24 protein-coding genes are annotated in these 24,541 nt (G+C 58.4%); 15 read left to right on the forward strand and 9 right to left on the reverse strand.

Annotation, left to right across the window (positions count from 1 at the left end; all coding sequences use genetic code 11):
• Position 1 precedes the first annotated feature (1 nt).
• Positions 2-1,246, forward strand: a complete 1,245-nt coding sequence (locus ACQ4OE_RS17075; RefSeq protein WP_102902248.1) for a lipoprotein-releasing ABC transporter permease subunit — start codon at positions 2-4, stop codon at positions 1,244-1,246.
• Positions 1,247-1,365: 119 nt separating this feature from the next.
• Here ACQ4OE_RS17075 and ACQ4OE_RS17080 read toward each other — a convergent pair whose 3' ends face one another.
• Both ACQ4OE_RS17080 and ACQ4OE_RS17085 read right to left on the reverse strand, forming a co-directional pair.
• Positions 1,366-2,715 (reverse strand): heavy metal sensor histidine kinase, encoded by a 1,350-nt coding sequence (locus ACQ4OE_RS17080; RefSeq protein WP_430947320.1) that lies wholly within the window; start codon positions 2,713-2,715, stop codon positions 1,366-1,368.
• Complete coding sequence (locus ACQ4OE_RS17085) at positions 2,715-3,395, reverse strand: heavy metal response regulator transcription factor (protein WP_430947321.1); 681 nt, start codon at positions 3,393-3,395, stop codon at positions 2,715-2,717. Before ACQ4OE_RS17085 ends, ACQ4OE_RS17080 begins: the two co-directional genes overlap by 1 nt.
• A 164-nt stretch (positions 3,396-3,559) precedes the next feature.
• Between ACQ4OE_RS17085 and ACQ4OE_RS17090 the strand changes: the two genes are divergently transcribed.
• Positions 3,560-4,087, forward strand: a complete 528-nt coding sequence (locus ACQ4OE_RS17090; protein WP_430947322.1) for a cupredoxin domain-containing protein — start codon at positions 3,560-3,562, stop codon at positions 4,085-4,087.
• 61 nt (positions 4,088-4,148) lie between these two features.
• On the forward strand, positions 4,149-4,979 hold the full coding sequence (queF, locus tag ACQ4OE_RS17095) for an NADPH-dependent 7-cyano-7-deazaguanine reductase QueF (RefSeq protein WP_430947323.1): 831 nt from the start codon (positions 4,149-4,151) through the stop codon (positions 4,977-4,979).
• Positions 4,980-5,152: 173 nt separating this feature from the next.
• Here the strand turns inward: queF and ACQ4OE_RS17100 are convergent, their stop codons facing one another.
• Positions 5,153-5,416, reverse strand: a complete 264-nt coding sequence (locus ACQ4OE_RS17100; protein ID WP_053122053.1) for a DUF4404 family protein — start codon at positions 5,414-5,416, stop codon at positions 5,153-5,155.
• Between the two features lie 108 nt (positions 5,417-5,524).
• Complete coding sequence (locus ACQ4OE_RS17105) at positions 5,525-6,145, reverse strand: HAD family phosphatase (protein ID WP_430947324.1); 621 nt, start codon at positions 6,143-6,145, stop codon at positions 5,525-5,527.
• A 198-nt stretch (positions 6,146-6,343) separates the two neighbouring features.
• Between ACQ4OE_RS17105 and ACQ4OE_RS17110 the strand changes: the two genes are divergently transcribed.
• A complete protein-coding gene (locus ACQ4OE_RS17110) occupies positions 6,344-7,033 on the forward strand; it encodes an MlaA family lipoprotein (protein WP_122595350.1) in 690 nt (229 codons plus the stop codon).
• A gap of 52 nt (positions 7,034-7,085) precedes the next feature.
• Here the strand turns inward: ACQ4OE_RS17110 and ACQ4OE_RS17115 are convergent, their stop codons facing one another.
• A complete protein-coding gene (locus ACQ4OE_RS17115) occupies positions 7,086-7,385 on the reverse strand; it encodes a PilZ domain-containing protein (RefSeq protein ID WP_430947325.1) in 300 nt (99 codons plus the stop codon).
• Between the two features lie 275 nt (positions 7,386-7,660).
• On the opposite strand from ACQ4OE_RS17115, the gene rssB reads away from it, so the two are divergent.
• Entirely contained in the window at positions 7,661-8,845 is a 1,185-nt protein-coding gene (rssB, locus tag ACQ4OE_RS17120) for a two-component system response regulator RssB (protein WP_122595348.1), read from the forward strand.
• Positions 8,842-9,324, forward strand: coding sequence for an anti-sigma factor antagonist RssC (rssC, locus tag ACQ4OE_RS17125; RefSeq protein ID WP_042560140.1), 483 nt, complete (start codon positions 8,842-8,844; stop codon positions 9,322-9,324). Before rssB ends, rssC begins: the two co-directional genes overlap by 4 nt.
• A gap of 199 nt (positions 9,325-9,523) precedes the next feature.
• On the opposite strand, the gene tal is transcribed toward rssC, so the two are convergent.
• Positions 9,524-10,450, reverse strand: coding sequence for a transaldolase (tal, locus tag ACQ4OE_RS17130; RefSeq protein WP_122595347.1), 927 nt, complete (start codon positions 10,448-10,450; stop codon positions 9,524-9,526).
• Between the two features lie 203 nt (positions 10,451-10,653).
• The gene (locus tag ACQ4OE_RS17135; protein WP_430947326.1) at positions 10,654-11,607 is read right to left on the reverse strand and encodes a cellulase family glycosylhydrolase; all 954 of its coding nucleotides are present in this window, start codon (positions 11,605-11,607) and stop codon (positions 10,654-10,656) included.
• A gap of 293 nt (positions 11,608-11,900) precedes the next feature.
• On the opposite strand from ACQ4OE_RS17135, the gene ACQ4OE_RS17140 reads away from it, so the two are divergent.
• The 8 genes from ACQ4OE_RS17140 to ACQ4OE_RS17175 all read left to right on the forward strand — a co-directional run bounded on the left by ACQ4OE_RS17140 (position 11,901) and on the right by ACQ4OE_RS17175 (position 21,507).
• Positions 11,901-12,341: a low molecular weight protein-tyrosine-phosphatase gene (locus ACQ4OE_RS17140; protein WP_430947327.1), complete on the forward strand. Its 441-nt coding sequence runs from the start codon at positions 11,901-11,903 to the stop codon at positions 12,339-12,341.
• A 39-nt stretch (positions 12,342-12,380) separates the two neighbouring features.
• Complete coding sequence (locus ACQ4OE_RS17145; RefSeq protein ID WP_430947328.1) at positions 12,381-14,609, forward strand: polysaccharide biosynthesis tyrosine autokinase; 2,229 nt, start codon at positions 12,381-12,383, stop codon at positions 14,607-14,609.
• Between the two features lie 39 nt (positions 14,610-14,648).
• The gene (locus ACQ4OE_RS17150) at positions 14,649-15,731 is read left to right on the forward strand and encodes a glycosyltransferase (RefSeq protein ID WP_430947329.1); all 1,083 of its coding nucleotides are present in this window, start codon (positions 14,649-14,651) and stop codon (positions 15,729-15,731) included.
• A 15-nt stretch (positions 15,732-15,746) separates the two neighbouring features.
• On the forward strand, positions 15,747-16,859 hold the full coding sequence (locus tag ACQ4OE_RS17155) for a polysaccharide pyruvyl transferase family protein (protein WP_430947330.1): 1,113 nt from the start codon (positions 15,747-15,749) through the stop codon (positions 16,857-16,859).
• On the forward strand, positions 16,856-18,088 hold the full coding sequence (locus ACQ4OE_RS17160) for a phosphoribosylaminoimidazole carboxylase (protein WP_430947331.1): 1,233 nt from the start codon (positions 16,856-16,858) through the stop codon (positions 18,086-18,088). The genes ACQ4OE_RS17155 and ACQ4OE_RS17160 overlap by 4 nt, the downstream gene beginning before the upstream one ends.
• Entirely contained in the window at positions 18,079-19,182 is a 1,104-nt protein-coding gene (locus ACQ4OE_RS17165; protein ID WP_064392790.1) for a hypothetical protein, read from the forward strand. Before ACQ4OE_RS17160 ends, ACQ4OE_RS17165 begins: the two co-directional genes overlap by 10 nt.
• Before the next feature lie 12 nt (positions 19,183-19,194).
• On the forward strand, positions 19,195-20,241 hold the full coding sequence (locus tag ACQ4OE_RS17170; protein WP_430947332.1) for an acyltransferase family protein: 1,047 nt from the start codon (positions 19,195-19,197) through the stop codon (positions 20,239-20,241).
• A gap of 135 nt (positions 20,242-20,376) precedes the next feature.
• Positions 20,377-21,507: an SGNH/GDSL hydrolase family protein gene (locus tag ACQ4OE_RS17175; protein ID WP_430947333.1), complete on the forward strand. Its 1,131-nt coding sequence runs from the start codon at positions 20,377-20,379 to the stop codon at positions 21,505-21,507.
• A gap of 128 nt (positions 21,508-21,635) precedes the next feature.
• Here the strand turns inward: ACQ4OE_RS17175 and ACQ4OE_RS17180 are convergent, their stop codons facing one another.
• Both ACQ4OE_RS17180 and galU read right to left on the reverse strand, forming a co-directional pair.
• Entirely contained in the window at positions 21,636-22,046 is a 411-nt protein-coding gene (locus ACQ4OE_RS17180; protein ID WP_122595339.1) for a mannose-1-phosphate guanylyltransferase, read from the reverse strand.
• A gap of 28 nt (positions 22,047-22,074) precedes the next feature.
• On the reverse strand, positions 22,075-22,908 hold the full coding sequence (gene galU, locus ACQ4OE_RS17185; RefSeq protein ID WP_122595338.1) for a UTP--glucose-1-phosphate uridylyltransferase GalU: 834 nt from the start codon (positions 22,906-22,908) through the stop codon (positions 22,075-22,077).
• A gap of 391 nt (positions 22,909-23,299) precedes the next feature.
• Here galU and galE point away from each other — a divergent pair, with 391 nt between their 5' ends.
• The gene (gene galE / locus ACQ4OE_RS17190; RefSeq protein ID WP_430947334.1) at positions 23,300-24,316 is read left to right on the forward strand and encodes a UDP-glucose 4-epimerase GalE; all 1,017 of its coding nucleotides are present in this window, start codon (positions 23,300-23,302) and stop codon (positions 24,314-24,316) included.
• Positions 24,317-24,541 lie beyond the last annotated feature (225 nt).

Below are 24,541 nucleotides of genomic sequence, written 5' to 3' on the forward strand. Positions count from 1 at the left end.
AATGTTCAGACCGTTATCGATCTTTATCGGCACGCGCTATACCCGCGCCAAGCGCCGCAATCGCTTCGTTTCGTTCATTTCGATGACCTCGATGATCGGCCTCGCCCTCGGCGTGCTGGCGATGATCGTGGTGTTGTCGGTAATGAACGGCTTCCAGCGCGAAATGAGTTCGCGCATCCTCGGCATGGTGCCGCACGCAACCATCGTTGGCGTGAAGCCAATTGATGATTGGCAGCCCGTCGCCGCCGCTGCAATGAAAAATCCTGAAGTGACCGCCGCCGTGCCGTTCACTGAGATGGAAGGCATGCTGTCCTATAAGGGCTTGATGCAGCCGATCCAGATCAGCGGCGTCGATCCGGCGCAAGAGGGCAAAGTCTCGATCGTTGCCCAACATATTGTTCAGGGTCGTCTCGATGCCCTGAAACCGGGCGAGTTTGGGGTGGTGATTGGTGAAATCACCGCGCGACGTTTCCGCCTCAACGTTGGCGACAAGATCACCCTGATCGTGCCGGAAGTCAGCACCGCGCCGGGTGGCATCACCCCGCGCATGCAGCGTCTGAACGTGGTCGGTGTGTTCAAGGTTGGCGCTGAGCTGGACGGCTCGATGGGCCTGATCCACGTGGCCGATGCTGCGACCATGCAGCACTGGGAGCCGAATCAGGTGCAGAGCGTGCGTCTGGCGGTGAAGGACCTGTACGCGGCGCCGAAAGTCTCCTCGGACATCGCCGCCGGTTTGGGTGCCGAGTTCAAGGCTGACGACTGGACCCACACCCAGGGCAGCCTGTTCAGCGCAATGAAAATGGAAAAAACCATGATCGGCCTGCTGTTGCTGATGATCGTCGCGGTGGCGGCGTTCAACATCATCGCGACGCTGATCATGGTGGTGAACGACAAGGGTGCGGACATCGCGATCCTGCGCACCATCGGCGCCACGCCCCGGCAGATCATGGCGATCTTCATGGTGCAGGGCACGGTGATCGGCATTGTCGGCACCATTATTGGCGGCGTATTGGGCGTGATCGCCGCGCTGAATGTCAGTCAGATCGTCGGCTGGATCGAGCGAGTCAGCGGCCAGCACATCTTCAGTTCTGACGTGTATTTCGTCAGCAATCTGCCGTCGGAACTGCAGGGTGGGGATGTGCTGTTGATCTGCTCGGCGGGCTTTATCCTGAGCTTCCTGGCGACGGTGTATCCGGCGTGGCGAGCGGCGAAGATCGAGCCGGCTCACGCCTTGAGATATTCGTAAGCGATTCCATGCTCGTTCCCACGCTCTGCGTGGGAATGCCTCAACGGACGCTCCGCGTTCGGCTCTGGAAGGGACGCGGAGCGTCCCGGGCTGCATTCCCGCGCAGAGCGTGGGAACGATCAATTCTGCTTGGGCAACTCAATCACAAACCGCGTCCATCCCACCTCTGATTCGCAATGAATCTGCCCGTCATGGGCGCGGATGATCGACTGAGTAATCGCCAATCCCAACCCCGCATGTTCACTGCTGCCTTCCTGCCGCGCCGGATCGGCCCGATAAAACCGATCAAACAACCGTGGCAACAACTCCGCAGAAATCCCATCCCCACTGTTCTCCACTGAAACGCGCACAGCGCTCGGTTGATCAACGATCCGCAAGCTCACATAACCCTCAACCGGGGTAAACCGCAGCGCGTTATCCAGCAAATTCGACAAGGCCCGGCGCAACATGCTGCGATCACCCTCAATTCGCGCACTGCCTTCACGGCTCAGTTTGACCCCGGCGTCCTCCGCCAGCGGTGCGAAAAACTCCAGCAACACATCGGCCTCATCGGCGAGTTCCAGCGCTTCGCGCTTGGGCATCAGCAAACCGTGATCGGCTTTGGCCAGATACAACATGTCGTTGACCAGTTGCGCCATCCATTGCAGTTCTTCGAGGTTGCTGTGCAGCGCTTCGCGGTAATCCTCAATGAGTCGTGGACGGGTGAGGGTGACCTGAGTGTGGGTGAGCAGGTTCGACAGGGGGGTGCGCAGTTCATGGGCGATGTCGGCGGAAAACGCCGAGAGCCGCTGAAACGAGTCGTCGAGGCGTGCGAGCATGGCATTGAAACTGTGGGCCATTTCCGCAAGTTCTGGTGGCATTTGCTCTTCTGACAGTCGGGCGTTGAGCGATTGCGCCGAAATCCCACGAGCGACGGCGCTCATGCGTCGCAAGGGGCGCAAACCGCTGCGTGCAGCCCAGGCGCCGAGCAGGGCGGTGGCCAGCGCCGAGAGGCCGACGGTCAGCCAGATCAGATGCTGCATGCGTTGCAGAAAGTGCTGGTGATGGGTGATGTCGAGCAGCAGTGTCAGATGTGCCGAATCAGGTTGGTCGGGGGAGAGCGGTGCGTTAAGCACGCGATAGTCCGTGCCGCCGCTGCTGATCGTCGACAGGCCGGTTTGCTGCGGTAAATCCTTGGGAATTTGTGTCGAGCTGTCGTACCAGCGCTGGCCGTCAGCACCGGTAATGCGCAGCGACAAATCGGCCTGACGGCTGAGCTCGTCCGCCAGCCGCGCCTCGCGCTGAGCCGGTTCGACATTCTGTAAAGCGCGACGCAAGCCGATCAGCTTCCCGTCCAGTTGTTGCTGATCAAGCTCAATGAAGTGTGCCTCGCTGGCGCGGTTGAACAGCACCCCGGCCAGCAACGAGACCACGGCAGTGCAGGCGGCGAACAACAAGGCCAGGCGCGAACTCAGGGACAACCGGCGCATCAGGCGCTGCGCTCTTCAAGGACGTAGCCCATGCCGCGCACGGTGTGGATCAGCTTGTTGGGAAAGTCGTCGTCGATTTTCAGGCGCAAGCGGCGGATCGCCACTTCGATGACATTGGTGTCGCTGTCGAAATTCATGTCCCAAACCTGCGAGGCGATCAGCGATTTCGGCAGTACTTCGCCCTGACGGCGCAGGAACATTTCCAGCAAGGCGAACTCCTTGGCGGTCAGGTCAATGCGCTGGCCACTGCGTTCAACCCGGCGGCGGATCAGATCGAGGCGCAGATCGGCCAGTTGCAGGCTGGTTTCCTGCGGTAAAGCGCTGCCACGGCGTAGCAGGCTGCGCACCCGCGCCAGCAGCTCGGAGAAGGCGAAGGGTTTGACCAAATAGTCGTCGGCGCCCAACTCCAGTCCGTGAACCCTGTCCTCCACGGCGTCTTTTGCCGTAAGAAAAAGCACCGGCGTATCGAGCCCGGCGTCGCGCACGGCGTGGAGGATTTGCCAGCCATTGCGACCGGGCAGCATCACGTCGAGAATCAGCAGGGCGTAGTCTCCGCTCAACGCCAGTTGCTGGCCGCTGTTGCCGTCGGCCACCCATTCGGTGTTGAACCCGGCCTCCGTCAGGCCCTGGTTCAGGTATTGGCCGGTTTTCGTTTGGTCTTCGACGATCAACAGTTTCATGGGTGACTCGGGTGGATTGGGGTTTTGGACACGAAAGCTTTATACCGCGAGAGCCCGCGGCAAACGCCAACCTGACAAAGTTGTAATCTGCCTGTCAGGTAGATGCCAGCGCAGGCCGGCTAGAGTTTCCCACAGGCTGAACCTTATCTTGTTGGAGTACGCCCATGTTTTTGCGCCAATCCCTGGCTTTGTGTTTGTTGGCGTTGAGCTCGCCAGTGTGGGCCGCGCCAGCCCACATCTATGATTTCGGCCAGCCGGCGCCCGCCGCCCAAGCCACGCGCAGCATTGAAGTGGTGCTCAACGACATGTCGTTCGACCCCACGGCCATCGAGGTCAAGGCGGGTGAGACTGTTCGCTTTGTGCTGGTGAATAACGGCCAGTTGCTGCACGAATTCAACCTCGGTGACGCAGCGATGCACGCCAAGCATCAGCAGGAAATGTTGCAGATGCAGCAAAGCGGCATGCTTACGCCTACGAGCATGAAGGAAATGTCCCACGATATGGCGGGCATGGATCACGCAGCGATGGGCCATGGCATGAAGCATGACGACCCGAACAGCGTGCTGGTCGAGCCCGGCAGGACGGCCGAGCTGACCTGGACCTTCAGCAAAGCGACGAGTCTGGAATTTGCCTGCAATATTCCCGGGCATTATCAGGCGGGCATGGTCGGCAAACTGACTGTCAGTCAGTAAGCACTCAAAGGCGCGGGCAAAGGCTGGTAGAATCCGCTGATTCTTCAGTCAGGTTTCCGCCATGCATCCCGCAGCCGAACATTCGCCGCTGGGCAAATCCAGCGAATACATCGCCACCTACACGCCGTCCCTGCTGTTCCCGATTCCGCGCACCGCGAAATGGGCCGAGTTGGGTCTGACCGCCGAAACCCTGCCGTATAAAGGTGTGGATTTCTGGAACTGCTTCGAGTTGTCGTGGCTATTGCCGTCCGGCAAACCGGTGGTGGCGATCGGCGAATTCAGCATCCCGGCGGACTCGCCGAACATCATCGAATCGAAGTCGTTCAAGCTTTATCTGAACTCGTTGAACCAGACGCCATTTGCCGACATCGCCACGTTGGAAGCGACTCTGGTCAAGGATTTGTCGGCCGCCGTCGGCAAACCCGTCGGCGTGCGGGTTCGCAGCCTGAAAGACGTTGAAGCGGAAGGCGTTGTGGCGTTGCCGGGCGTTTGCATCGATGATTTGGAGATCAGCGTCAGCAACTACGAGCATCCGCGCCCGGAACTGCTGCGTTGCGATGATTCGCGCATCGTTGAAGAGACGGTGTACAGCCATTTGCTTAAATCCAACTGCCCGGTGACCAGTCAACCGGACTGGGGCACGGTAGTGGTGGAGTATCGCGGCTCGGCGCTGGACCATGCCAGTTTGCTCGAATACATCGTCAGCTTCCGCCAGCACTCGGACTTCCATGAGCAGTGTGTGGAGCGGATTTTTCTTGATCTGCAGCGCTTGCTGAAACCTGAGAAACTCACAGTTTTTGCCCGTTACGTGCGCCGCGGTGGCCTGGACATCAATCCGTATCGCAGTACAGAAAGCGTACAGCTGCCTAACCACCGTCTGGTCCGCCAGTAATATCCCCTGTGGGAGCGAGCCTGCTCGCGAATGCGGGGTGTCATTCAACGACGGTGTCGGCTGACACGACGCCTTCGCGAGCAGGCTCGCTCCCACAGGAGACGGTGTTTTAAGTTTTAGAAATGAAAAAGCCCTGCCAGTGATGGCAGGGCTTTTTTGTGGCTCAGGGAATCTCAGATTCCCATGCTGCCCAGCGCATTAACGATGTTGCGCAATGTGCCGGCAATCGCCGGGTGTTCGACTTCGAAGCGTTCGACGGCGAGGTTGACGCCATCGGCGATGCTGGCGTCTTGAGTGGCATTTTCCAGTTGAATTTCGGATTCAATCTGCGCCATCAAAACGCGTAAGTCTTCACGTTCGGCTTCCGACAGTGGCGGATTCTGCTCCAGTTGCTCGCGCAGGGTTTCGAGCTGTTTCTGCAGTTCTTGGGCCGGCATGGTGTTTTCCTTTTATCGAGAGGCACTGGCATTGACCGCAGCCGCGCGCCAAAGGTCTATGGCTGACCTTTAGATTAATCCACTCTCGCTCAACGTGCATGATCCCGATCAGGGCTTTTCGCCCTTGAGTCGGCGCAAACGAATGTCGGCGAGACAGGTGTCGAGTTCGCCGAGATGATCGATCACCGAATGCACGCCAATGCCGAACAACTGCATGGTGGCCTTGCCGCGCAGGTGTTCGCGCTCTTTCTGGCTCAGGGCTTGCCACTCGCCCGGCGCCAGGCCGCACAAGGAACCGCAGGAAGCCAGGCCAATGGTCCACAGCCCGGCGTTGAGGCCCGATTGCAGCAAGCGCGGTTCACCGCTGACCAATACGCAACCGTCCAGACGACTGACGTTTAGCGCCATCAAGGCTTGCCAGCAGGCGTTTGGGGCTGGCCATGGATAGTTTGTTGCCGAATGTTGCGCAAACTTGATCCACCCCGGCAGTGAAGCCGACAAGGGCTGGGTGAGGGCAGGGGGCAGTTCATCCAGCCAGGCGCAAGGAATCTGCTGGCGCTGCAAGCTGTGCAGGCTGTCGAGCGCACCCGGGGTGGCATCGGCATGTTCGGGCAGGGCGATGCTGTGCTGGCGGGCGCGGGCACCGAAATCCACCAGACAACCGCTGAGGCCAAACAGCACTGCCGTCAGGTCGGGTGCGGCGAGGGGCAAGGTTTCGGCGTGTGTCATGGCAGCGTCCCTGAAATAACGTTCAGGCTAGGGCGTGTCAGTGACAGTTGGATGACACCTGTGTGAAGGGTGGCGCCGGAAGCGTCCTACAGACTGCTTCATTGCCTGCACTGTCCAAACGGGCTTTTGCGCTTATACTAGCGGCCTTAATGCCCGGGCTCCGATGTCCGCGACAGTACCATTCCAAGGAGTTTTTCTATGCGCTGGAGCTACCCGCTCGCTCAGCTAAGTGTATGTGCCGGCCTGTTGCTGGCGCCGTTCGCCACTCAGGCCGCAACGGAAGAAGACCCTTGGGAAAGCGTTAACCGCCCGATTTTCCAGTTCAACGACTTCGTTGACACGTACGCGCTGAAGCCACTGGCCCAGGGCTATGAGTTTGTCACGCCGCAGTTCCTTGAAGACGGCATTCACAACATGTTCCGCAACGTTGGTGACGTCACCAACCTGGCGAACAACATCCTGCAGGCCAAACCCGCTGCCGCCGGCGTTGACACCGCACGTCTGATCTTCAACACCACCTTCGGTCTGCTTGGCTTCTTCGACGTCGGCACCAAGATGGGCCTGAATCGCAGCGACGAAGATTTCGGCCAGACTCTGGGCTATTGGGGCGTTGGCAGTGGTCCGTACGTAATGCTGCCGCTGATGGGCCCAAGCACTCTGCGTGATGCGCCGTCGAAATACGTCGACAGCTTCACCGGGATGTACCGCTACATCGACGACGTGCCGGCGCGTAACTCGATCTTCGGCCTGAACATCGTCGACACCCGTGCCAGCCTGCTGTCGAGCGAGAAGCTGATCAGCGGCGACAAGTACACCTTCATCCGCAACGCTTACCTGCAGAACCGCGAGTTCAAGGTGAAGGATGGCCAGGTCGAAGACGATTTTTAATCTCGACCGGTAAAAAGAAAGGCGACCTCAGGGTCGCCTTTTTTGTGTGTAGCTATTTCATCTTGAGGATGGTCAGGCCGAGTCGCTGATTCTCGCTGTCCTGCGCTTTCACCCAGACCACTTCGGTGTCTGCCTCAAGGCCGCTGAGCGCGGTGTGATCGGAATCGATACGCACGGTCAAACGGTCGCCAACCGTGAACGGGCGGGGCGCCTCGACCTGCATGCCGCTGCTGGAGAGGTCGATGCATACCCCGGAAATCTGATCGCCTTCATGAATCAACACGACATCGGCATCGACCCGCATGCGGATGAAATCGCGCTTTTCGCTGTAGTCCCGACTGGTTTGACTCATAGGTTCGTCCTTCCATTGGGTTACGGTTTGAGCTGTTCTTATAACTCTCGGTGATTTGACAAGTAAAGTCGTCAAGCGACCATCGGCGCATGCTTGAAACGCTCTGCGGATGGGAGTACCGTCTGCGCCTTAGAAGGGCACCTCTGGTGCAACCGCGTTCACGGCTCATGCCCGAAAGCGGTGCAGCAGAGAGGCTAGAAAGCGAATCCAGTAGTCAGTGCAGGGCCAAATGCCCAGCCAGCTACGCCAACCTAATTCTGGCGCCGTTTGCCCACATGCCAAAAACCAGTGCCACGCTGCTGATAATCGATGATGACGAAGTAGTGCGCGCGAGCCTCGCGGCCTATTTGGAAGACAGTGGTTTCAGCGTCCTGCAGGCCAGCAACGGCCAACAGGGTCTTCAGGTATTCGAGCAAGACAAGCCCGACTTGGTCATCTGCGATCTGCGCATGCCGCAGATGGGCGGTCTCGAACTCATCCGTCAGGTCACCGAGCTGTCACCGCAAACGCCGGTGATCGTGGTTTCGGGCGCCGGCGTGATGAACGACGCGGTCGAGGCCTTGCGCCTGGGCGCGGCGGATTACCTGATCAAGCCTCTCGAAGATCTGGCGGTGCTCGAGCATTCCGTGCGTCGGGCCCTGGATCGTGCGCGGCTGCTGGTGGAAAACCAGCGCTACCGCGAGAAGCTGGAAAAGGCCAACCGCGAGCTTGAGGCCAGCCTGAACCTGCTCCAAGAAGACCAGAACGCCGGTCGTCAGGTGCAGATGAACATGCTGCCGGAAAGTCCGTGGAGCATCGACGAGTTCAAGTTTGCCCACCAGATCATCCCGTCGTTGTACCTGTCGGGTGATTTTGTCGACTATTTCCGTGTCGACGAGCGCCGGGTCGCGTTTTACCTGGCGGATGTATCCGGTCATGGCGCCTCATCAGCCTTCGTCACCGTGCTGCTGAAGTTCATGACCACGCGCTTGCTGTTCGAGTCCAAGCGCAACGGCACATTGCCGGAATTCAAGCCTTCGGAAGTTCTTGGTCATATCAACCGGGGGCTGATCAGTTGTAAGCTGGGTAAACACGTCACAATGGTCGGTGGAGTCATCGACGAGGAGACCGGTTTGTTGACCTATAGCATCGGCGGCCATCTGCCGTTGCCTGTGTTGTACACGCCTGACAGTGTTCGTTATCTCGAAGGTCGTGGGCTGCCTGTAGGGCTTTTCAATGAAGCCACCTACGAAGACCACGTGCTTGAGCTGCCACCGACGTTCAGCCTGACGCTGATGTCGGATGGCATTCTGGATCTTTTGCCAGAACCGACGCTCAAGGAAAAAGAAGCCGCTTTGCCTCAACGGGTGAAGTCGGCGGGCGGCAGCCTGGATGGTCTGCGGCAAGTGTTTGGATTGGCCACGCTAGGGGAGATGCCGGATGATATCGCCCTGTTGGTGTTGAGCAGGAATCTGCAATGAGTACCGGTAGAATCCAGTTCGCCGAGCAGGACGGCACTTTCGTCCTGAAGTTCGTCGGTGAAGTTCGCCTGACCCTGTGTTCGGCGTTGGATGCGACTATTGAGAAAATCTTCACCGCGCTGAATTTCAACGCGATCGTGATCGATTTGACCGAAACCCGCAGCATCGACAGCACGACGCTGGGCCTGTTGGCCAAGCTGTCGATTCTGTCGCGGCAGAAGGTCGGCTTGCTGCCGACCGTCGTCACCACCCACGATGACATCACCCGTCTGCTGCAATCGATGGGCTTCGAGCAGGTGTTCAACATCGTCAACCACCCGGTGCCATGCCCGGAGTGCCTGGACGACCTGCCGGATCAGGATCAGTCTGAGGAAGTGGTGCGGATCAAGGTGCTCGAAGCGCACAAGATCCTCATGGGCCTGAACGACTCCAACCGTGAAGCGTTCCATGACCTGGTGAATGCCCTCGAAAGACATTGACCTCATGAAGTGATGTTGGCTGGGCTGGCCTCTTCGCGAGCAGGCTCGCTCCCACACTGATGCGGTGTCGATCACAAATCCCTCTGTGGGAGCGAGCTTGCTCGCGAAAGCGGCCGCACGATCACCAAGAGTTTCCCAGCACCCACAAAAAAGGGCGAACCCTCACAGGTTCGCCCTTTTTGCATTTCACCCACTCAAATCACAGCTTGGCCTGCAACAGTGCCTCAAGCTTCTCTTGGTCGCGGGCGAACTGACGGATGCCCTCAGCCAGTTTCTCGGTGGCCATCGCGTCCTCGTTCGACAACCAGCGGAATTGCGCCTCGTTGAGGCTCAGACGCGCTTCACCGGCATTGCCTGGCGCCAGTTTGCGCTCCAGCTTGCCATTATCGGCTGCCAGTTTGTCGATCAGGTCCGGGCTGATGGTCAGGCGGTCGCAGCCAGCCAGTTGCTCGATCTGATTGAGGTTGCGGAAGCTGGCGCCCATGACCACGGTCTTGTAGTCATTGGCCTTGTAGTAGTTGTAGATGCGCGTCACCGACTGCACGCCCGGATCATCCGCGCCGGTGTAGTCGTTGCCGTTGGCTTTCTTGTACCAGTCGTAAATGCGGCCCACGAACGGCGAAATCAGGAACACGCCAGCGTCGGCACACGCCGCAGCCTGGGCGAAGGAGAACAGCAGGGTCAGGTTGGTCTGGATGCCTTCCTTTTCCAGCACTTCGGCAGCGCGGATGCCTTCCCAGGTGGAGGCGATCTTGATCAGCACGCGGTCGCGGCCAATGCCAGCCTTGTCGTACAGCTCGATCAGGCGATGCGCGCGTTTCAGCACGGCGTCCTTGTCGAATGACAGGCGCGCATCCACTTCAGTGGAAATACGGCCGGGAATCACTTTAAGAATTTCTTGACCGACCGCGACGCCAAAGCGGTCGCTGGCCAGGCCGACATCGCCCTTGCAGTCGCTCACGCAAGCATTGAGCAGCTCTGCGTAGCCAGGAATGGCCGCCGCTTTGAGCAGCAGGGAAGGGTTGGTGGTGGCGTCGACCGGTTTGACGCGGGAAATCGCTTCGAAATCGCCGGTATCGGCAACAACGGTGGTGAATTGTTTGAGTTGTTCCAGCTTGGAAGTCATGGGCGTGCTCTGTCCTATGGGTCTGATGACATTACCCGAGCGCTGACAGCCACTCAAGGGCGGTTGCGTGTATCGACAGCCCCTGCGGCAACAACCTGAAAAACGATTGTTTGAAAGGCGGGGCGTGCTATCGATGAATACGATGCCAAAAGCGCTCACAGGTTCAAAGCAACCGACCTGCGTACAGATCGGTTGCGCCCGACTTACTCCGCGTTGAGCAGAGCCTCCACCGACATTCGCGCCGGTTTTGGCTGGCCGTCAGAAGTGAGCAGGCCGAAGTTCTTCTCGCGATCGTTACTTCCGGAATCACTGTTCTTCCATTCATAAATGGAGGTCAGCGGGATCTTGAGTTTTTTAACATCGCCAATGAAGGCGTTGATCTTGCTCGCTTGGCCCTCGGCGCCGCCATTGGAGGCGAGCGCGGAAATGCCCCACTCACTGATGACGCCTGGCAGGTGGAAGTTCTGCTGAATGAAGTCTTGCGCGTTGCTGATTTGCGCGGCGGTCATGCCATAGGGGTGATAGGACACCGCGCTCAGGCATTTGGGGTATTCACTGACAATGCGGTTCAGCGCCACGGTTGAAGCCGAGCCTGCGGTCGGCGCCCGGGCAAAGCCGTAACCGACCACCGGCGTCGACAGCGGTTGCTCTTGCAGCACCTTGCACGCGCCGCTCATGAACGGCACAAACGTCGTGTCGAAATTGCGCGTCGGCCAGTAGGTTTCCAGGTCCGGTTCATTCCACAGTTCGATGGCGACCAATTGCGAGCTGTACGACTGTTGCAACCCTGTCACCGCTTTGGCGAAGGTTTCCCCGGCAGTGGTCAGCTCCGCGGTAGAGGTAGCGGGCAACGCCTTGATCGCGCGGACTGTCAGCAACACCGGCAAACCCGCAGATTTAGCCGCCGCAAAGGCGTCGCTGACCTGCTTCTGATAAGCCTTGGCCGTCAGGCTGTCGCTCCACACACCCAAACGCACGAAACCGAAACCGGCCGATTTGATCTGCGCGGCGTCAGCCGCGGTGAAGTTCTGAATCTTGACCTGAACCCCGATGTTCTTGGCCGGCAGGTTGGGAAACAGCTCGCTGGCGTGAACCTGAGTGGCACCCAGCATCAATAGCGCCATTGCGCCGAATTTTTTGAGATGGACTGTTTTCATGTCTGCTCTCCCGAAGAGAAGTGACAACTTCGAATAAATGATCTCTTTCCCGGTTTTCGAGTGGAGTGATGGCACTTAGTGCGCGAATGTTATTTTTTGTCGGAAAACCATCAGCCGAAAATCACAGTTATTTTTAGTCCGCTAATTGTGGTTGGGGGACTTTTAAACGCTGTGGTACTTAATGCTTCGGTAGTAACAGGGCGAATCTATTTCTGAGTGAAGAAAGATCTTGAGGGTTCATTCAAATGCTCTCGAGATGTTGGCCGTTTGACATTACACAGGAAAGTAAAACCTTGTTTAAAAAGATCCTTGTTGTCTGCGTGGGCAACATATGCCGAAGTCCGACGGCAGAACTCATGCTGCGTAACGCGTTGGCCCCATCAGCGATCACGGTGTCCTCCGCCGGCCTGTCCGCCCGCGTCGGCGAGGGTGTTGAGGCGTCTGCCCGGCAGGTGCTCGAAGACCACGGGCACAACGCCGAGGGGTTCAAGGCGCGACAACTGACCTCGGACATCGTCAATGAATCAGACCTGATTCTGGTGATGGAAAAAGAACATGTAAATCAAGTGCTGAAGATTGCCTCTCACGCCAGAGGCAAAGTGTTTCTGCTCGGCAAGTGGCAGAGCGAGCGCGAAATACAAGACCCGTATCGTCAAGGCAAGGCCGCTTTTATTCATGCCCACGCATTGATTGAAGATGCCGTTAGTTCATGGGCAAAGCGTCTCGCGCATTGATGAATATTCTTCAGAACAGTGAATGGTAAGAACAGACTTATGCAGTTACCGTCCGTAATCGGCACCCGCGACAATGATCAAGACAGTATTGATCTGCTCGGCATCTTCGGCAGTCTGATCGACCAGAAATGGTTGATCGGTGCGCTGACCGGTGCCTTCATGGTGACTGGCGTTGCCTATGCGGTTCTGGCCACGCCGGTGTACCTGGCCAACGCGCTGGTGCAGGTTGAACCGAAAAAGAACGACATGCTCGGTTTCTCTGACCTCAACAGCATGCTCGGTGGGCAATCGCCGTCGGTGACCGAGATCGGCATCATCAAGTCCCGCGCAGTGATCGGCAAAACCGTCGACGATTTGCGCCTGGACATCGATGTCACGCCCAATACCTTCCCGATGATTGGCGGTTTTCTCGCCCGGCGTTATCGCGGCGAAACCGAATCCAGCGTCGCCGCGCCGCGTTTCGGTTTGAACAGCTACGCCTGGGGCGGTGAGCGCCTGGAGTTCGCCCGGCTCGATCTGCCCAAAGAGTTGCTGGGCAAGAAGCTCAGCCTGATCGCCGGCGAGCAACAGCACTTTCAGTTGTTCGATGACAACGACAACCTGCTGGTCGAAGGCATTGCCGGCGCGGCTTTCGCTCAGGACGGCGTAGAAGGGCAGATTGCGCGCCTGCAAGCCAACCCGGGCACGCGTTTCGAAGTGGTGCGCAACCCACGAATCGTGACCATTCAGGGCTATCAGGACGCGCTGGATATCTCCGAGCAGGGCAAGGAATCGGGGATCATCAAGCTGGCGCTGGCCAGCAGCGACGCGGCCGAAGCGGTGAAGATTCTCAACAAGATCGCTGCGCTGTACGTCGAGCAAAACGTCCGTCGTACCTCAGCGGAAGCCGCGCAAAGCCTGGCGTTCCTGCAGAGCCAATTGCCACAAGTCAAACGCGATCTGGCCAAGGCCAGTGATGCGCTGAACGTCTATCAGACCCACGGCAAGACTGTGAACATCTCCCTGGAAACGCAATCGGTGCTCGGTCAGTCCGTCGCGCTGGAAACGCGGATTTCCGAGCTGAAAATGCAGCAGGCGGAGATGGATCGCAAGTTCACCAAACAGCATCCGGCCTATCGCGCGTTGATGAGCCAGATCGGCGAATTGACCCAGCAGCAGAAGTCCCTGGAAGGCAAAGTCGGCGATCTGCCCGCTACGCAACAAGAGTTGCTTAACCTCACTCGCGACGTCGAAGTCGCTTCGCAGATTTACACGCAGTTGCTGAACAAGGCCCAGGAACTGGACATCGTCCGCGCCGGTGCGGTGGGCAACGTGCGTTTGGTGGACACGGCCGACGTCGACCTGACCAGCCCGGTCAAACCGAAAAAAGCCCTGATCGTGCTGATCGCAACATTCTTCGGTGCCTTCGTCGGCGTGGCGCTGGTGTTGCTGCGCAAATCCCTGAGCCGTGGTCTCGAAGGCCCGGAGGCCATCGAGCAACTCGGTTTGCCGGTTTACGCCTCGATTCCCTACAGCGCATTGCAGCAGGAAGAGGACAACAAGAAAGGTCGCGCCCGCGACGGCGTGGACAAACCGGCGTACCTGTTGGCGCTGCGCAACCCGACCGATCTGTCGATCGAATCGATCCGCAGCCTGCGTACCTGTCTGCATTTCGCCGGCCTCGATTCGACCAACAACCGCATCATGATTTCCGGGCCGAGCCCGCAGGTCGGCAAGACTTTCGTGTCGTCCAACCTCGCCGCGGTCATGGCGTTGAGCGGTCAGCGCGTGGTGCTGATCGATGCCGACATGCGCAAAGGTCATCTGCACAAAACCCTCAACACGCCGATCACCAACGGTTTGTCCGACCTGCTGGTCAAGCGCTGCAGCATTGATCAGGCGATCAACAAAGTCGAAGTCGACAACCTGCATTTCATCAGTCGCGGGCAGGTGCCGCCCAACCCTTCCGAGCTGTTGATGCACGCCAACTTCCGCGACTTGCTCGCCGAACTGAGCGAGCGCTACGACCTGGTGATCATCGATACGCCACCGCTGCTGGCGGTGACCGACGCGGCGATTGTCGGCCGGGAAGCGGGCATCAGCCTGATCGTCACGCGCTTCGGGGTGAACCCGGCCAAAGAGATCGAACTGACCATTCGCCGCTTCGCGCAGAACGGTATCGAGTTGAAAGGCGCGGTGTTCAACGGCGTCGAGAAGCGTGCCGCCAGCTACTACGGCAACGGCGGTTACGGCTATTACAACTACGAATATGCGTCCGACAAATCCTGACTGTCAGCGACTGTTTTTTCTCTTTGAAGTGGGTGATTTGTGAAAAAAATACTGCACGTGGCAGAGACGATCAAAGGTGGCGTCGCGACCGTGATCCGCACGATTTCGGCTTCGCCCGAAGGTGACGCGGCGAACTACGAGCTGGTGTATCTGGTGCCGGACGATCAAGCCAAAGAACTGCACGGCATCGGCGCGCAACAGATCCGCACCTTCCCCCGCACCGGGCGCAACGTGCCGTCATTGCTGCGTTTTGCCTGGCGCCTGACCCAAGTGATGCTCAAGGAAAAACCCGATGTGGTGCATTTGCACAGCACCTTTTCCGGGGTCATCGGGCGTTGCGTCTGCGTGCTGCTGCGACCGTGGCGCAAGCCAAAAATCGTCTACTGCCCGCACGCGTTTTCGTTCCTGATGGAGAGCTCGCCGATCAAGCAGAAGGTCTATGCGTGGATCGAGCGGGTGCTGCAGAAGGTCACCGACGTGATCATTTGCGTCAGCCAGTACGAGCTCGACAAAGCCGCGCGTTTTGGCATCGAGCGCAAGCGCATGAAGCTGATCTACAACGGCATTCATCACAAGGATGACGCGCCGAAGGCTGACAGCCCCGCGCCGATTCATCTGCTGTTCGTTGGTCGCCTCGATTATCAGAAAGGCTTCGACGTATTGCTCAAGGCCTACGCCAAGGTCCAGCGCAGCGACATGAAGCTGACCGTGGTTGGCAGTGCCGTCAACGAGGACGCCGTCGATTGCCCGCCGATGGACGGCGTCGAGTACCTGCCGTGGGTCACCCCGAGCGAAGTGCAGGCGCTGTATCAGCAATCCGACGCGTTGATCGTGCCGAGTCGCTGGGAAGGTTTCGCCATGGTGCCGCTGGAAGGCATGGCCATGGGCTTGCCGGTGATCGCCAGCAACTGCACGTCGCTGCCGGAACTGGTCACCGACGAGGTGTCCGGTTACGTCTTCCCGTCCGGGGATCACCAGGCGCTGGCCGACGTGCTGAAGAAAATCCAGAAGCCGCGTTTGCTCGATCTCGGTAACGAAGGTCGCAGCATCGTCCGCGAGCGCTTCAGCGCCGCGTTGATGATTCGCCAGACCTACGACCTGTATCGCGCTCCCACTTTTTAAGTAGAACTCAAGCATATGAACGTAACGATTTTGCATGGCTACAGTGCGTCCAACTCCGGTGACGGCCTGCTCGTCGATCTGGCCATCGCCTTGGTCCAGCGCAACTTTGGCGAAGACACCGCGATCAGCGTGGTGGCATCCGATCCGGATTCTTTCAGCTACTTGCCGCACCCGCGTTTCGATGCGCCGGTGATGGCGGCCAAGGGCTTGGGCCGAGTCAAGCAAGCGGTGTTTCTCAATCAGTCTTACGCCGGGTTGGCGGATCTGTTGAAGAAAACCGATCTGATCGTCGGCGTCGGTGGCGGCTACATGCGTTCGAAAAGCGCCTTCGAGCACGTCAAGCTGAAACTCGGCCATGCCAAGCAACTGGAAACCGCGATCCTCAGCAAAGTGCCTTCGGTGTACCTGCCGCAAAGCATCGGCCCGTTCCACGGCGAGAGCAGCAAAATCGTCGAGCACTACGCCAGCGCCGATGCGGTGTTCGTGCGTGACAACCGTTCCTCGGCGATTTTCGACGCTTGTGAAAACGTCTACCGCGCGCCGGATCTGGCGGTGCAGTCGCTGGCGAGCAAGATCCTCCAGCAACCAAAATTCACTCGCTGCGCCGCATCGCCGGCCACGGTCTGCGTGGTGTTGCGCAAACCACCGGAGTGGAGCAAAGACAAGAAAGTCGCCTACGTTGCCAACCTGAAGTTGCTGCTGCAGCGCCTCAAGCAAAAAAGCAAAGTGGTTTGCGCGGTGCAGAGCGCCGTGCGCGGTAACGATGACGGCGCGTTCTATCGCGAACTGGGCATTACCGAAGACCTGCTGTCGCTGAAGGCGACAATTGCCAAGTATCAACCGGACCTGGTGATTTCCGTGCGCTTGCACGGCGCGATCGAATCGTTGCTTTCCGGCGTGCCGGCCTACCACATCAGCTACGAACGCAAAGGCTTCGGCGCTTATCAGGACATGGGCGTCGAGGACTGGGTGATCAATGGCGGCGACATCGATGTCGACACCATCATCAACACGGTTTACGCGCCGAATGCCCTGACGAAATTCGGCCAGCGCCTGACCGACACCTGCCGTGAAATCGAAGCAAAAACCGTGGCCATGGACGACATCATCAAGGGTGTCGTTCGATGATATTTCGGCTGTTGCTTCGCGGCGGAGCATTAGGCGCGAAGTTTTTGCTGGTGTTGGCGATCACCCATTACCTCGGTTATGAGGCGCTGGGCTTTTACGGCGTGGTGGTTGCGGCGTCGTTGATCGCCTCGAAGTTCTACAGCGTCGGGTTCAGTTCCGAGATCAATCGGCTGATCAGCGTCGGCGGCAGTTCGCGCCGCGTGATCGACAAAGTCCTGCTGCTGTATCTGGCGGTGGGATTGCTGTTGTCGGTGGTAACGGTGTTGATCTATTCACTGTTCCAGCAGGTTGAAGCGACGGCTGCGCTGATCCTCTGCGTGACTTTGGTTTTGCTCACTGAGCACCTGTCGTTCGAGATCAACTCGTTCGTGTTTTCCGCACAAAAAGCCACGGCCGGCGCGCTGCTGTTTTTCATCAAGACCGGCCTGTGGGCGGTGTTGGCGGTGGGCGGGATGATGCTTGATTGGGTCTCGGGCATCGCCAGTGTGTTGTGGCTGTGGGTCGCCGCCAACGTGCTGGTGATCATCGCTGGTTATCTGATCGTGGTGAATGTGCACAAGGGGCGCGAGAGCGGATCGCTGGCAACGGCGACGGTGTGGAAGGCCGGGTTGCCGTTCTATCTCGGCACCGGTTTGATCGCGTTGAGTCAGTATGCCGAGCGTTTCCTGATCATCGACCTGGAACCGTACGCCAGCCTCGGTAGATACGTGTACGCGTGGTCGGCGGCGAACACCTTGCAAGCGCTGTCGTACGCAGTGGTCGCGGTGGTTGGCATTCCGGTGCTGGCCAAGCGTTTTCAGGCCGATCAACAGGCGTTCACGGTCAAGCAGTTGTTCGTCAACAAGTGGGTCATGCGCTCGCTGATCGTGTCGGCAGCGGTGGCGGTGGCGATCTACGTGTTTTTCAACGTGGTGCTCGATTACGTCGCCACCAGCGTGCCGCGTCCGGACAACGGCATCCTTGGCGTGCTGATCTTCTCTTTTGCCTTGCGCGCGATTGGCGACATTGTCTGGGGCGGGTTGATTGCCTCGAAAAACAGCCGCGTATCGCTCGCCAGTGCGGCGATCTGCCTGTTCGTTTCAGTGCCGGTCAGCTGGGTGCTGATCAAGCATTATTCGATCTACGGCGCGGCGTGGGGCAATGTCTTCGCGATCATCGTGCAGCTCGGTGTGATCGCCGTACTGACCCGCGTGACTGCTGCGAAGAAGGCTACCGTGTCATGGGCCTGAAGTTGCCGTGCATCGAGTTTCGCGGCAAGCGACTCGATTCGTATGTGTCGTTCCTGATCCTCTTCACCGGGTTGTTTCTGTCGGTGGCGATGCCGCTGTTGATTCCCCGTGACCCAGGCCCGGATGCGATGACCTTGTGGTCGTCGTACGCGCGCGCCGACAACTGCAATTTCTGGAACCCGTTCTCCCCGGATCGCTCGTCCTACGAGTGTTCGGCGTTCCTGCTGCGGCCCACCGGGATCAACCTGACCAATGCCTGGGCCTACGGCATGTTCTGCAATTTCTTCCTTACGGCGATTCCGGTGGTGGTGTTTCGGCGCATGCCGTTGGCGATCTTCGGCACCCTGTGTCTGTGGGGCATCGTGCGCTCGTTTTTCCTCGAGAACCTGACCAAGGAAATCATTGTGTCGGTGGCGGTGTTGAGCATTTTGCTCAGCTCGCTCACGCGCAAATATCGCGGCGGCTTTTTCCTCTCGGCGGTGATTTATGGCGTGCTGATCCGGCCATACTGGATTCTGTTTTCGCTGTCGTGGATCGGCGTCTGCGTGATGAAAAAATACGTGTCGCGCACGACGTTTTTTCTGATGCTGTTCCTGTTTTACCTGGCCGTGGCCATGGCGATCCAGGTGGCGCTGGGCTTCCCCGTATCGTCGATTCGCGCCAGTAACAACGAGCTGCGCACGGCAGGCGAGGAGGGCTCGAAGTCGTTGATCGTCTCGTGGCTCACCGGCAGCGACTTCGTTTCCCAGGCGCTGGATTCGATGATCATCTTCTTCCGCTTGTCGTTCCCGGTGGAGCTGATTCTGCTGTCCGGCCCGGGTCAGGTGATCTTCGTCGCATTGATGATCATGACCGCGCTGCTGCTGTTCAAAGTCATCACCTCGACCGATTACAAAGGCGCGCCGATCCAGACCAAACCCAAGGAACTGATCGCGATCCCGCTGGCGTTTTTGCTGGTGCAAGGTTTGTTCGAACCGGACTTCGGCTCCTTCGCCCGACACTTTTCCATGGTGGTGCCGGTGTTGTTCGTCGGTCTCGGCTTGATGCTGCGAGCGAACAAACCGGTGCAGGTTGAATCAAGAATTCTGAATTGAGGCAGGTGCTTTATGTCGAGCAAGAAAAAGTCCCTGGAGATTGAAACCCTGCGGGGCCTGGCGTGCCTGCTGCTGGTGCTCTATCACGTTATCGGGCCGTTGGGCGGCGGGTTGAAGATCGATATCGGCTCGCCGTTCCGGGTCATTGCCGATTCGATGGTGTACGTGCGCATGCCGTTGTTCACGTTCATTTCCGGGTACATCTATTCCATTTACAAAATTCGCGGCAATGACTTTTCCGCGTTCTTCAGCGGCAAGGTGCGGCGCTTGATCGTGCCGCTGTTTTGCGTCGGCGTGCCGTTCTCGGTGTTGCAAGCGGTGGCGCCAGGGGTGAACAAGGACGTCGGGGTGATCGACGCGTTGTTGTCGTTCTGGGTGCCGGTGAACCACTTCTGGTTCCTGCAGGCGGTGTTCATCATTTTCATGTTCGTCGGCTTGCTGGAGTGGCGCGGGATGCTGCGTTCGGCGACGCGCTTGTATGGGCTGTTTGCGTTTGCCGCTGTGTTGTTTTTGCTGCCGCCGTTCAAGTTCGATGCGTTCGGGATTAACGGCGCGATTTATCTATTGCCGTTTTTTGTCGCGGGGATGATCGGGCAAGAAAATGTCGATGCGCTGAAGCAACGCTTCAAGGTGATCGGGCCGCTGGTGTTTGTGCTGATTTCGTTGACGCTGTTGTATGTGGCGGCGATTGATCGTGAGTTGATTGTTGATCGCCGTAGCCTGATCGGATTGACCGTGGGTTGCGTGTCCTGCATCGCGTTGCTGTCGAGTGATGTGCGTTCGAAAGCGCTGACGTGGTTGGGCGGGTATTCCTATGCGATCTTCCTGTTTCATGTGCTGTTCGCGGCGACGTCGCGGTTTGTGCTGGGGCGCTTGGGTGTGAAGGATGAGAGCGTGCTGGTGCTCGGTGGCTTGAGTTGTGGCTTGCTCGGGCCGGTGGTGTTGTCGATGATTTTCAGTCGGTTCAATTTCACCTCGGTGTTGTTCCTTGGCGAGCGGGCGGCGAAGAAGAAACCGGTGACGCCTATCACTCCGGTTGTGCAAGCACAAAGCAGCTAAGAGCTTCGCGAGCAGGCTCGCTCCCACATTGGATCTCTGCAAGTCACATAATCCCTGTAGATGACCACAATCCCTGTGGGAGCGACGATTCGACTTGCTCGCGAAGGGGCCATTCCAGACTTAAGGAATTTTTGCATGTTGGCAGTAGATGACGCTCAACCCGTCGCAGCATCCGTGGTTCAGGTAGGCGATGCCCGTGAGCGTTTTGCGCAGTGGCGCGAAGGCAAGGCCGGCGCGGTGTTGTCGGTCTCGGTGATCGGCGACAGCTACAGTGCCGGGCAGGACTTTTATCTGAACAAACTGGTGCAACGCGTGGCCGGGGAGGTCGGTTTTGCCGGGCCCGGTTACGTTGGGTTCAATCACGGCGCAGCGCTGGGCGGCACGCATTTCAAATACACCCGCAGCAGTGAAAAGTATTTCAGCGGTGGCTGGAAGGTTTCTGAGCTGGGTCAGGCGAGCCCGGACAGTCGCACAGTCACAGGCAAGCCCGGCGCTTGGTTGCAAGTGGATGCCAACCCTACGCCGCGCATTGATACAGCAGTCACGCAGGCGAAATTGCTTTACCTCGGCAATGGCGAATCCAGCGAGATCCGCTATCGTTGGTCTCCCGCGCAAGACTGGCAGCCACTGAAGCTGGAAGGTTCAGGCGTTCAGGAAGTACCGCTGCAAGGTCTGTCGGCAGCGAAGGACTGGTCGTTCAAACTGGAAGTGGTGAAGGGCGCGCCGACGTTGTTCGGCCTGTGGATGAGCAACGATCAGAACGGCGTGCGCGTATCGAAACTGGCGGCATCCGGTGCGGCGTCGGCGGATTTCTATCACCAGGATCCGCAATGGCAGGTGCAGTGGAAAGCCGCTGTGGCGAAGATCCCTGCCGACGTTTACCTGATCATGCTCGGCGGCAACGATCAGGGTTTCGGCGTGAAACCTGCGCAGTATTTGCAGAATGTTCAGGGTCTGGTCGGCATGCTGCGCAAGATTCAGCCGAAGGCGAGTATCAATCTGATCATGCGTCAGGACACCACGCGCTCAAGCGCTTATCCGATGTCGGCGTATGCCCAGGTGCTGGAGCCTTGGGCGCGTGAGCAGCATTTGGGTTACGCCAATCTGCAATGCGCGTTCGGCCCGGACGTGAAGCGCTACTCCGCCGCGATGATCGGCCCGGACAAGATTCATCCGCTGCCGGCCACGGGGGGGAAGGTGATTGCTGATTACTTCTATGGCTGGATCACCGGTGCCAAGGACCGTTGCGACGCCGCCCCTAAATGACACGCAAACCTCAGAGCGGTGATCGTTCCCACGCTCCGCGTGGGAATGCCGCCGGGGACGCTCCGCGTCCCTTCGCTGGGTGACGCAGAGCGTCGCTGGATGCATTCCCACGCAGAGCGTGGGAACGATCAAGCCTCTTCGAAGGCGTCGACTTGTTCGAGCAATTCCGCAATCTTTTGCGGCATCAACCGCGTATCGCACCGGGTCTCAACGTTGATGATGATCGCCGGGTCGTTGCAGCAAATCCGCACACGAAAACGCCAGTCACCGAAGATCACCTTCAGCCCATCGCTGTCGTCCATTTCCAGCGCCTGTTCGGCATAACGCTTTTTCAAATGCGCGAGCAGGGGATAGGGATCACGCATCGGCCTACGGATGTCGCCGGACGCGGGGAACACGCCAATCCGCTCCACCAGCAAGATCGTGCCCAGCCACGATTCGTTGGCGCTGGGCAACGGCTGATGGCGGGACAACCAGCTCATCACCCCGAGGTTACCCACCTCGCGTTCAATCTCTGCGGAATGTTGTGCAATGTTCATGGTGGCCTCGTTGGGTGGGGGAGCCGTCTCAGCGGCCTTTGAGGTAGACGTTTTCGTAGCAGAAATTGGTTGCCTGCAGGTAGCCCTCGGCGTCACCGCAGTCAAAGCGCAGGCCTTTGAATTTGTAGGCCAGCACGCAACCGTTCTGCGCCTGTTTCATCAGCGCGTCGGTAATCTGAATCTCGCCGCCCTTGCCCGGTTCGGTGTCGGCGATCAGGTCGAAAATATCCGGCGTGAGGATGTAGCGACCGATGATCGCCAGGTTCGACGGCGCGTCTTGCGGCGCCGGTTTTTCCACCATGTTGTTGACGCGGTAGATGCCGTCGGAAATCAGCTCGCCGGCGATGACGCCGTACTTGTGCGTCTGGTCGGCCGGGACTTCCTGGATGGCGACGATCGAGCAGCGGAATTTCTTGTACAGCTGGATCATTTGCGAGAGGACGCCGTCACCTTCCAGGTTCAGGCACAGGTCATCGGCCAGCACCACGGCGAATGGCTCGTCGCCGATCAGTGGGCGACCGCTGAGAATCGCGTGGCCCAGACCTTTCATTTCCACCTGACGGGTGTAGGAGAAGGTGCAGGTGTCGATCAGCTCGCGGGTGCCGGCGAGGAACTTCTCTTTCTCGGTGCCGCGGATCTGGTGTTCGAGTTCGTAGCTGATGTCGAAATGGTCTTCCAGCGCACGCTTGCCGCGACCGGTGACGATGGCCATGTGTTGCAGACCGGCGTCCCGCGCTTCTTCAACGGCGTATTCGATCAACGGCTTGTTGACGATCGGCAGCATTTCTTTCGGCATGGCTTTGGTCGCCGGCAAGAAACGCGTGCCATAGCCGGCAGCGGGGAACAAACATTTACGAATCATAAAAGTATCCTGGACAGTCATGGAACACAGTCAACGACAGCGCGGCACTCAGAGCGCCACGCAAGTTTCAAACAATATTGAACGAGTGATTTAATACATGAGTCAGGTTATACATGGCAATGCGCGGCGGGCTTAAAGCGTGACAATGTTATGAGATGTCGGTAAGTGCGTAGTTAGTTATTTTTAGTCGGTATCCGTTGATAGTGGTTAGTGCGCAGGCAGTGCTAATAAGTACCCGGCAATACAGTTTGACCTGCAAAAATATTTATTGCCAGTCGTTGAACTAAATTTGTTTGAGGTTGTTGTCGCCTTATTTGTGTGGATTACGACACATATCCCATGCAAGAGGCTTGACACACCACGGGGCACTTATCCACAGACGGACCGCGCTATGAAGATTCTGGTAACGGGTGGCACCGGTTATATCGGCTCGCACACCACACTTGCGCTGCTTGAAGCAGGTTATGAAGTTGTCGTGCTGGATAATCTCTGCAACAGCAGCGAAGCGGCACTTCACGCCATTGAAGGTATCTGCGGCAAGAGTGCCTGGATGATCCGCGGTGATGTCTGCGACCGGGCATTGCTCGACCGGATTTTCCGCGAGCACAACATCGACGCCGTGCTGCATTTCGCCGGGCTGAAGGCCGTCGGCGAGAGCGTGCGTAAGCCGCTTGAGTATTACGAAACCAACGTCAGTGGCAGCATCAATCTGTGCCAGGCGATGGCAGCGGCGGGGGTGTTTCGCCTGGTCTTCAGCTCGTCGGCCACAGTATATGGCGAGCCGGAACAGATGCCGATCCGCGAGGATTTTCCCACTGGCATCCCGACCAATCCCTACGGCCAGTCGAAACTGATCGTCGAGAATGTGCTGCGCGATCTGGCCCAGTCCGAGCCGCGCTGGAGCATCGCTCTGCTGCGCTACTTCAACCCGATCGGCGCGCACCACAGCGGTCAGATGGGCGAAGACCCCAACGGCATCCCCAACAATCTGGTGCCTTACATCAGTCAGGTCGCGGTCGGCAGCCTGGCGGAGCTGTCGATCTTCGGCAACGATTACCCGACCATCGACGGCACTGGCGTGCGGGATTACATCCACGTGGTCGATCTGGCGGACGGGCACTTGAAGGCGTTGCAGTCGATCTCGGGGCGCACCGGCATTCATACCTGGAACCTCGGCACCGGCGATGGCTACAGCGTGCTGCAAGTGCTCCACGCCTTCGAACAGGCCTGCGGACAAGCGGTGCCGTACCGGATGATGCCGCGTCGCAGCGGTGATATCGCCGAGAGCTGGGCCGACGCTTCCAAGGCTGCCAAAGAGTTGGGCTGGAAAGCCACGCGCAACTTGCAGGACATGGTCACCGATACCTGGCGCTGGCAATCGAATCATCCCAAAGGCTACTTGGGATGATGGCCATTTAGTCCAATGTTATTTTCAGTCAGGTTGTTAGATAACGTCGGGAAATTACACTGGCAATGCCTTTTGCAAGTCCGTAGATATAAACCTGCCGTTCGACTTTTATCAGTTGGGTAAGACTGTGAAAGAACGACGGATCATGTTCGCGTTTGTTGCGGACTTGAACGCTACCCACTCTGACTCAGACCGGTTTTTTAACAGGTCGAATGTTAGAAAGGA

Origin of the sequence: Pseudomonas sp. WC2 (assembly GCF_050586545.1) — a bacterium.
Classification (GTDB): Bacteria; Pseudomonadota; Gammaproteobacteria; order Pseudomonadales; family Pseudomonadaceae; genus Aquipseudomonas.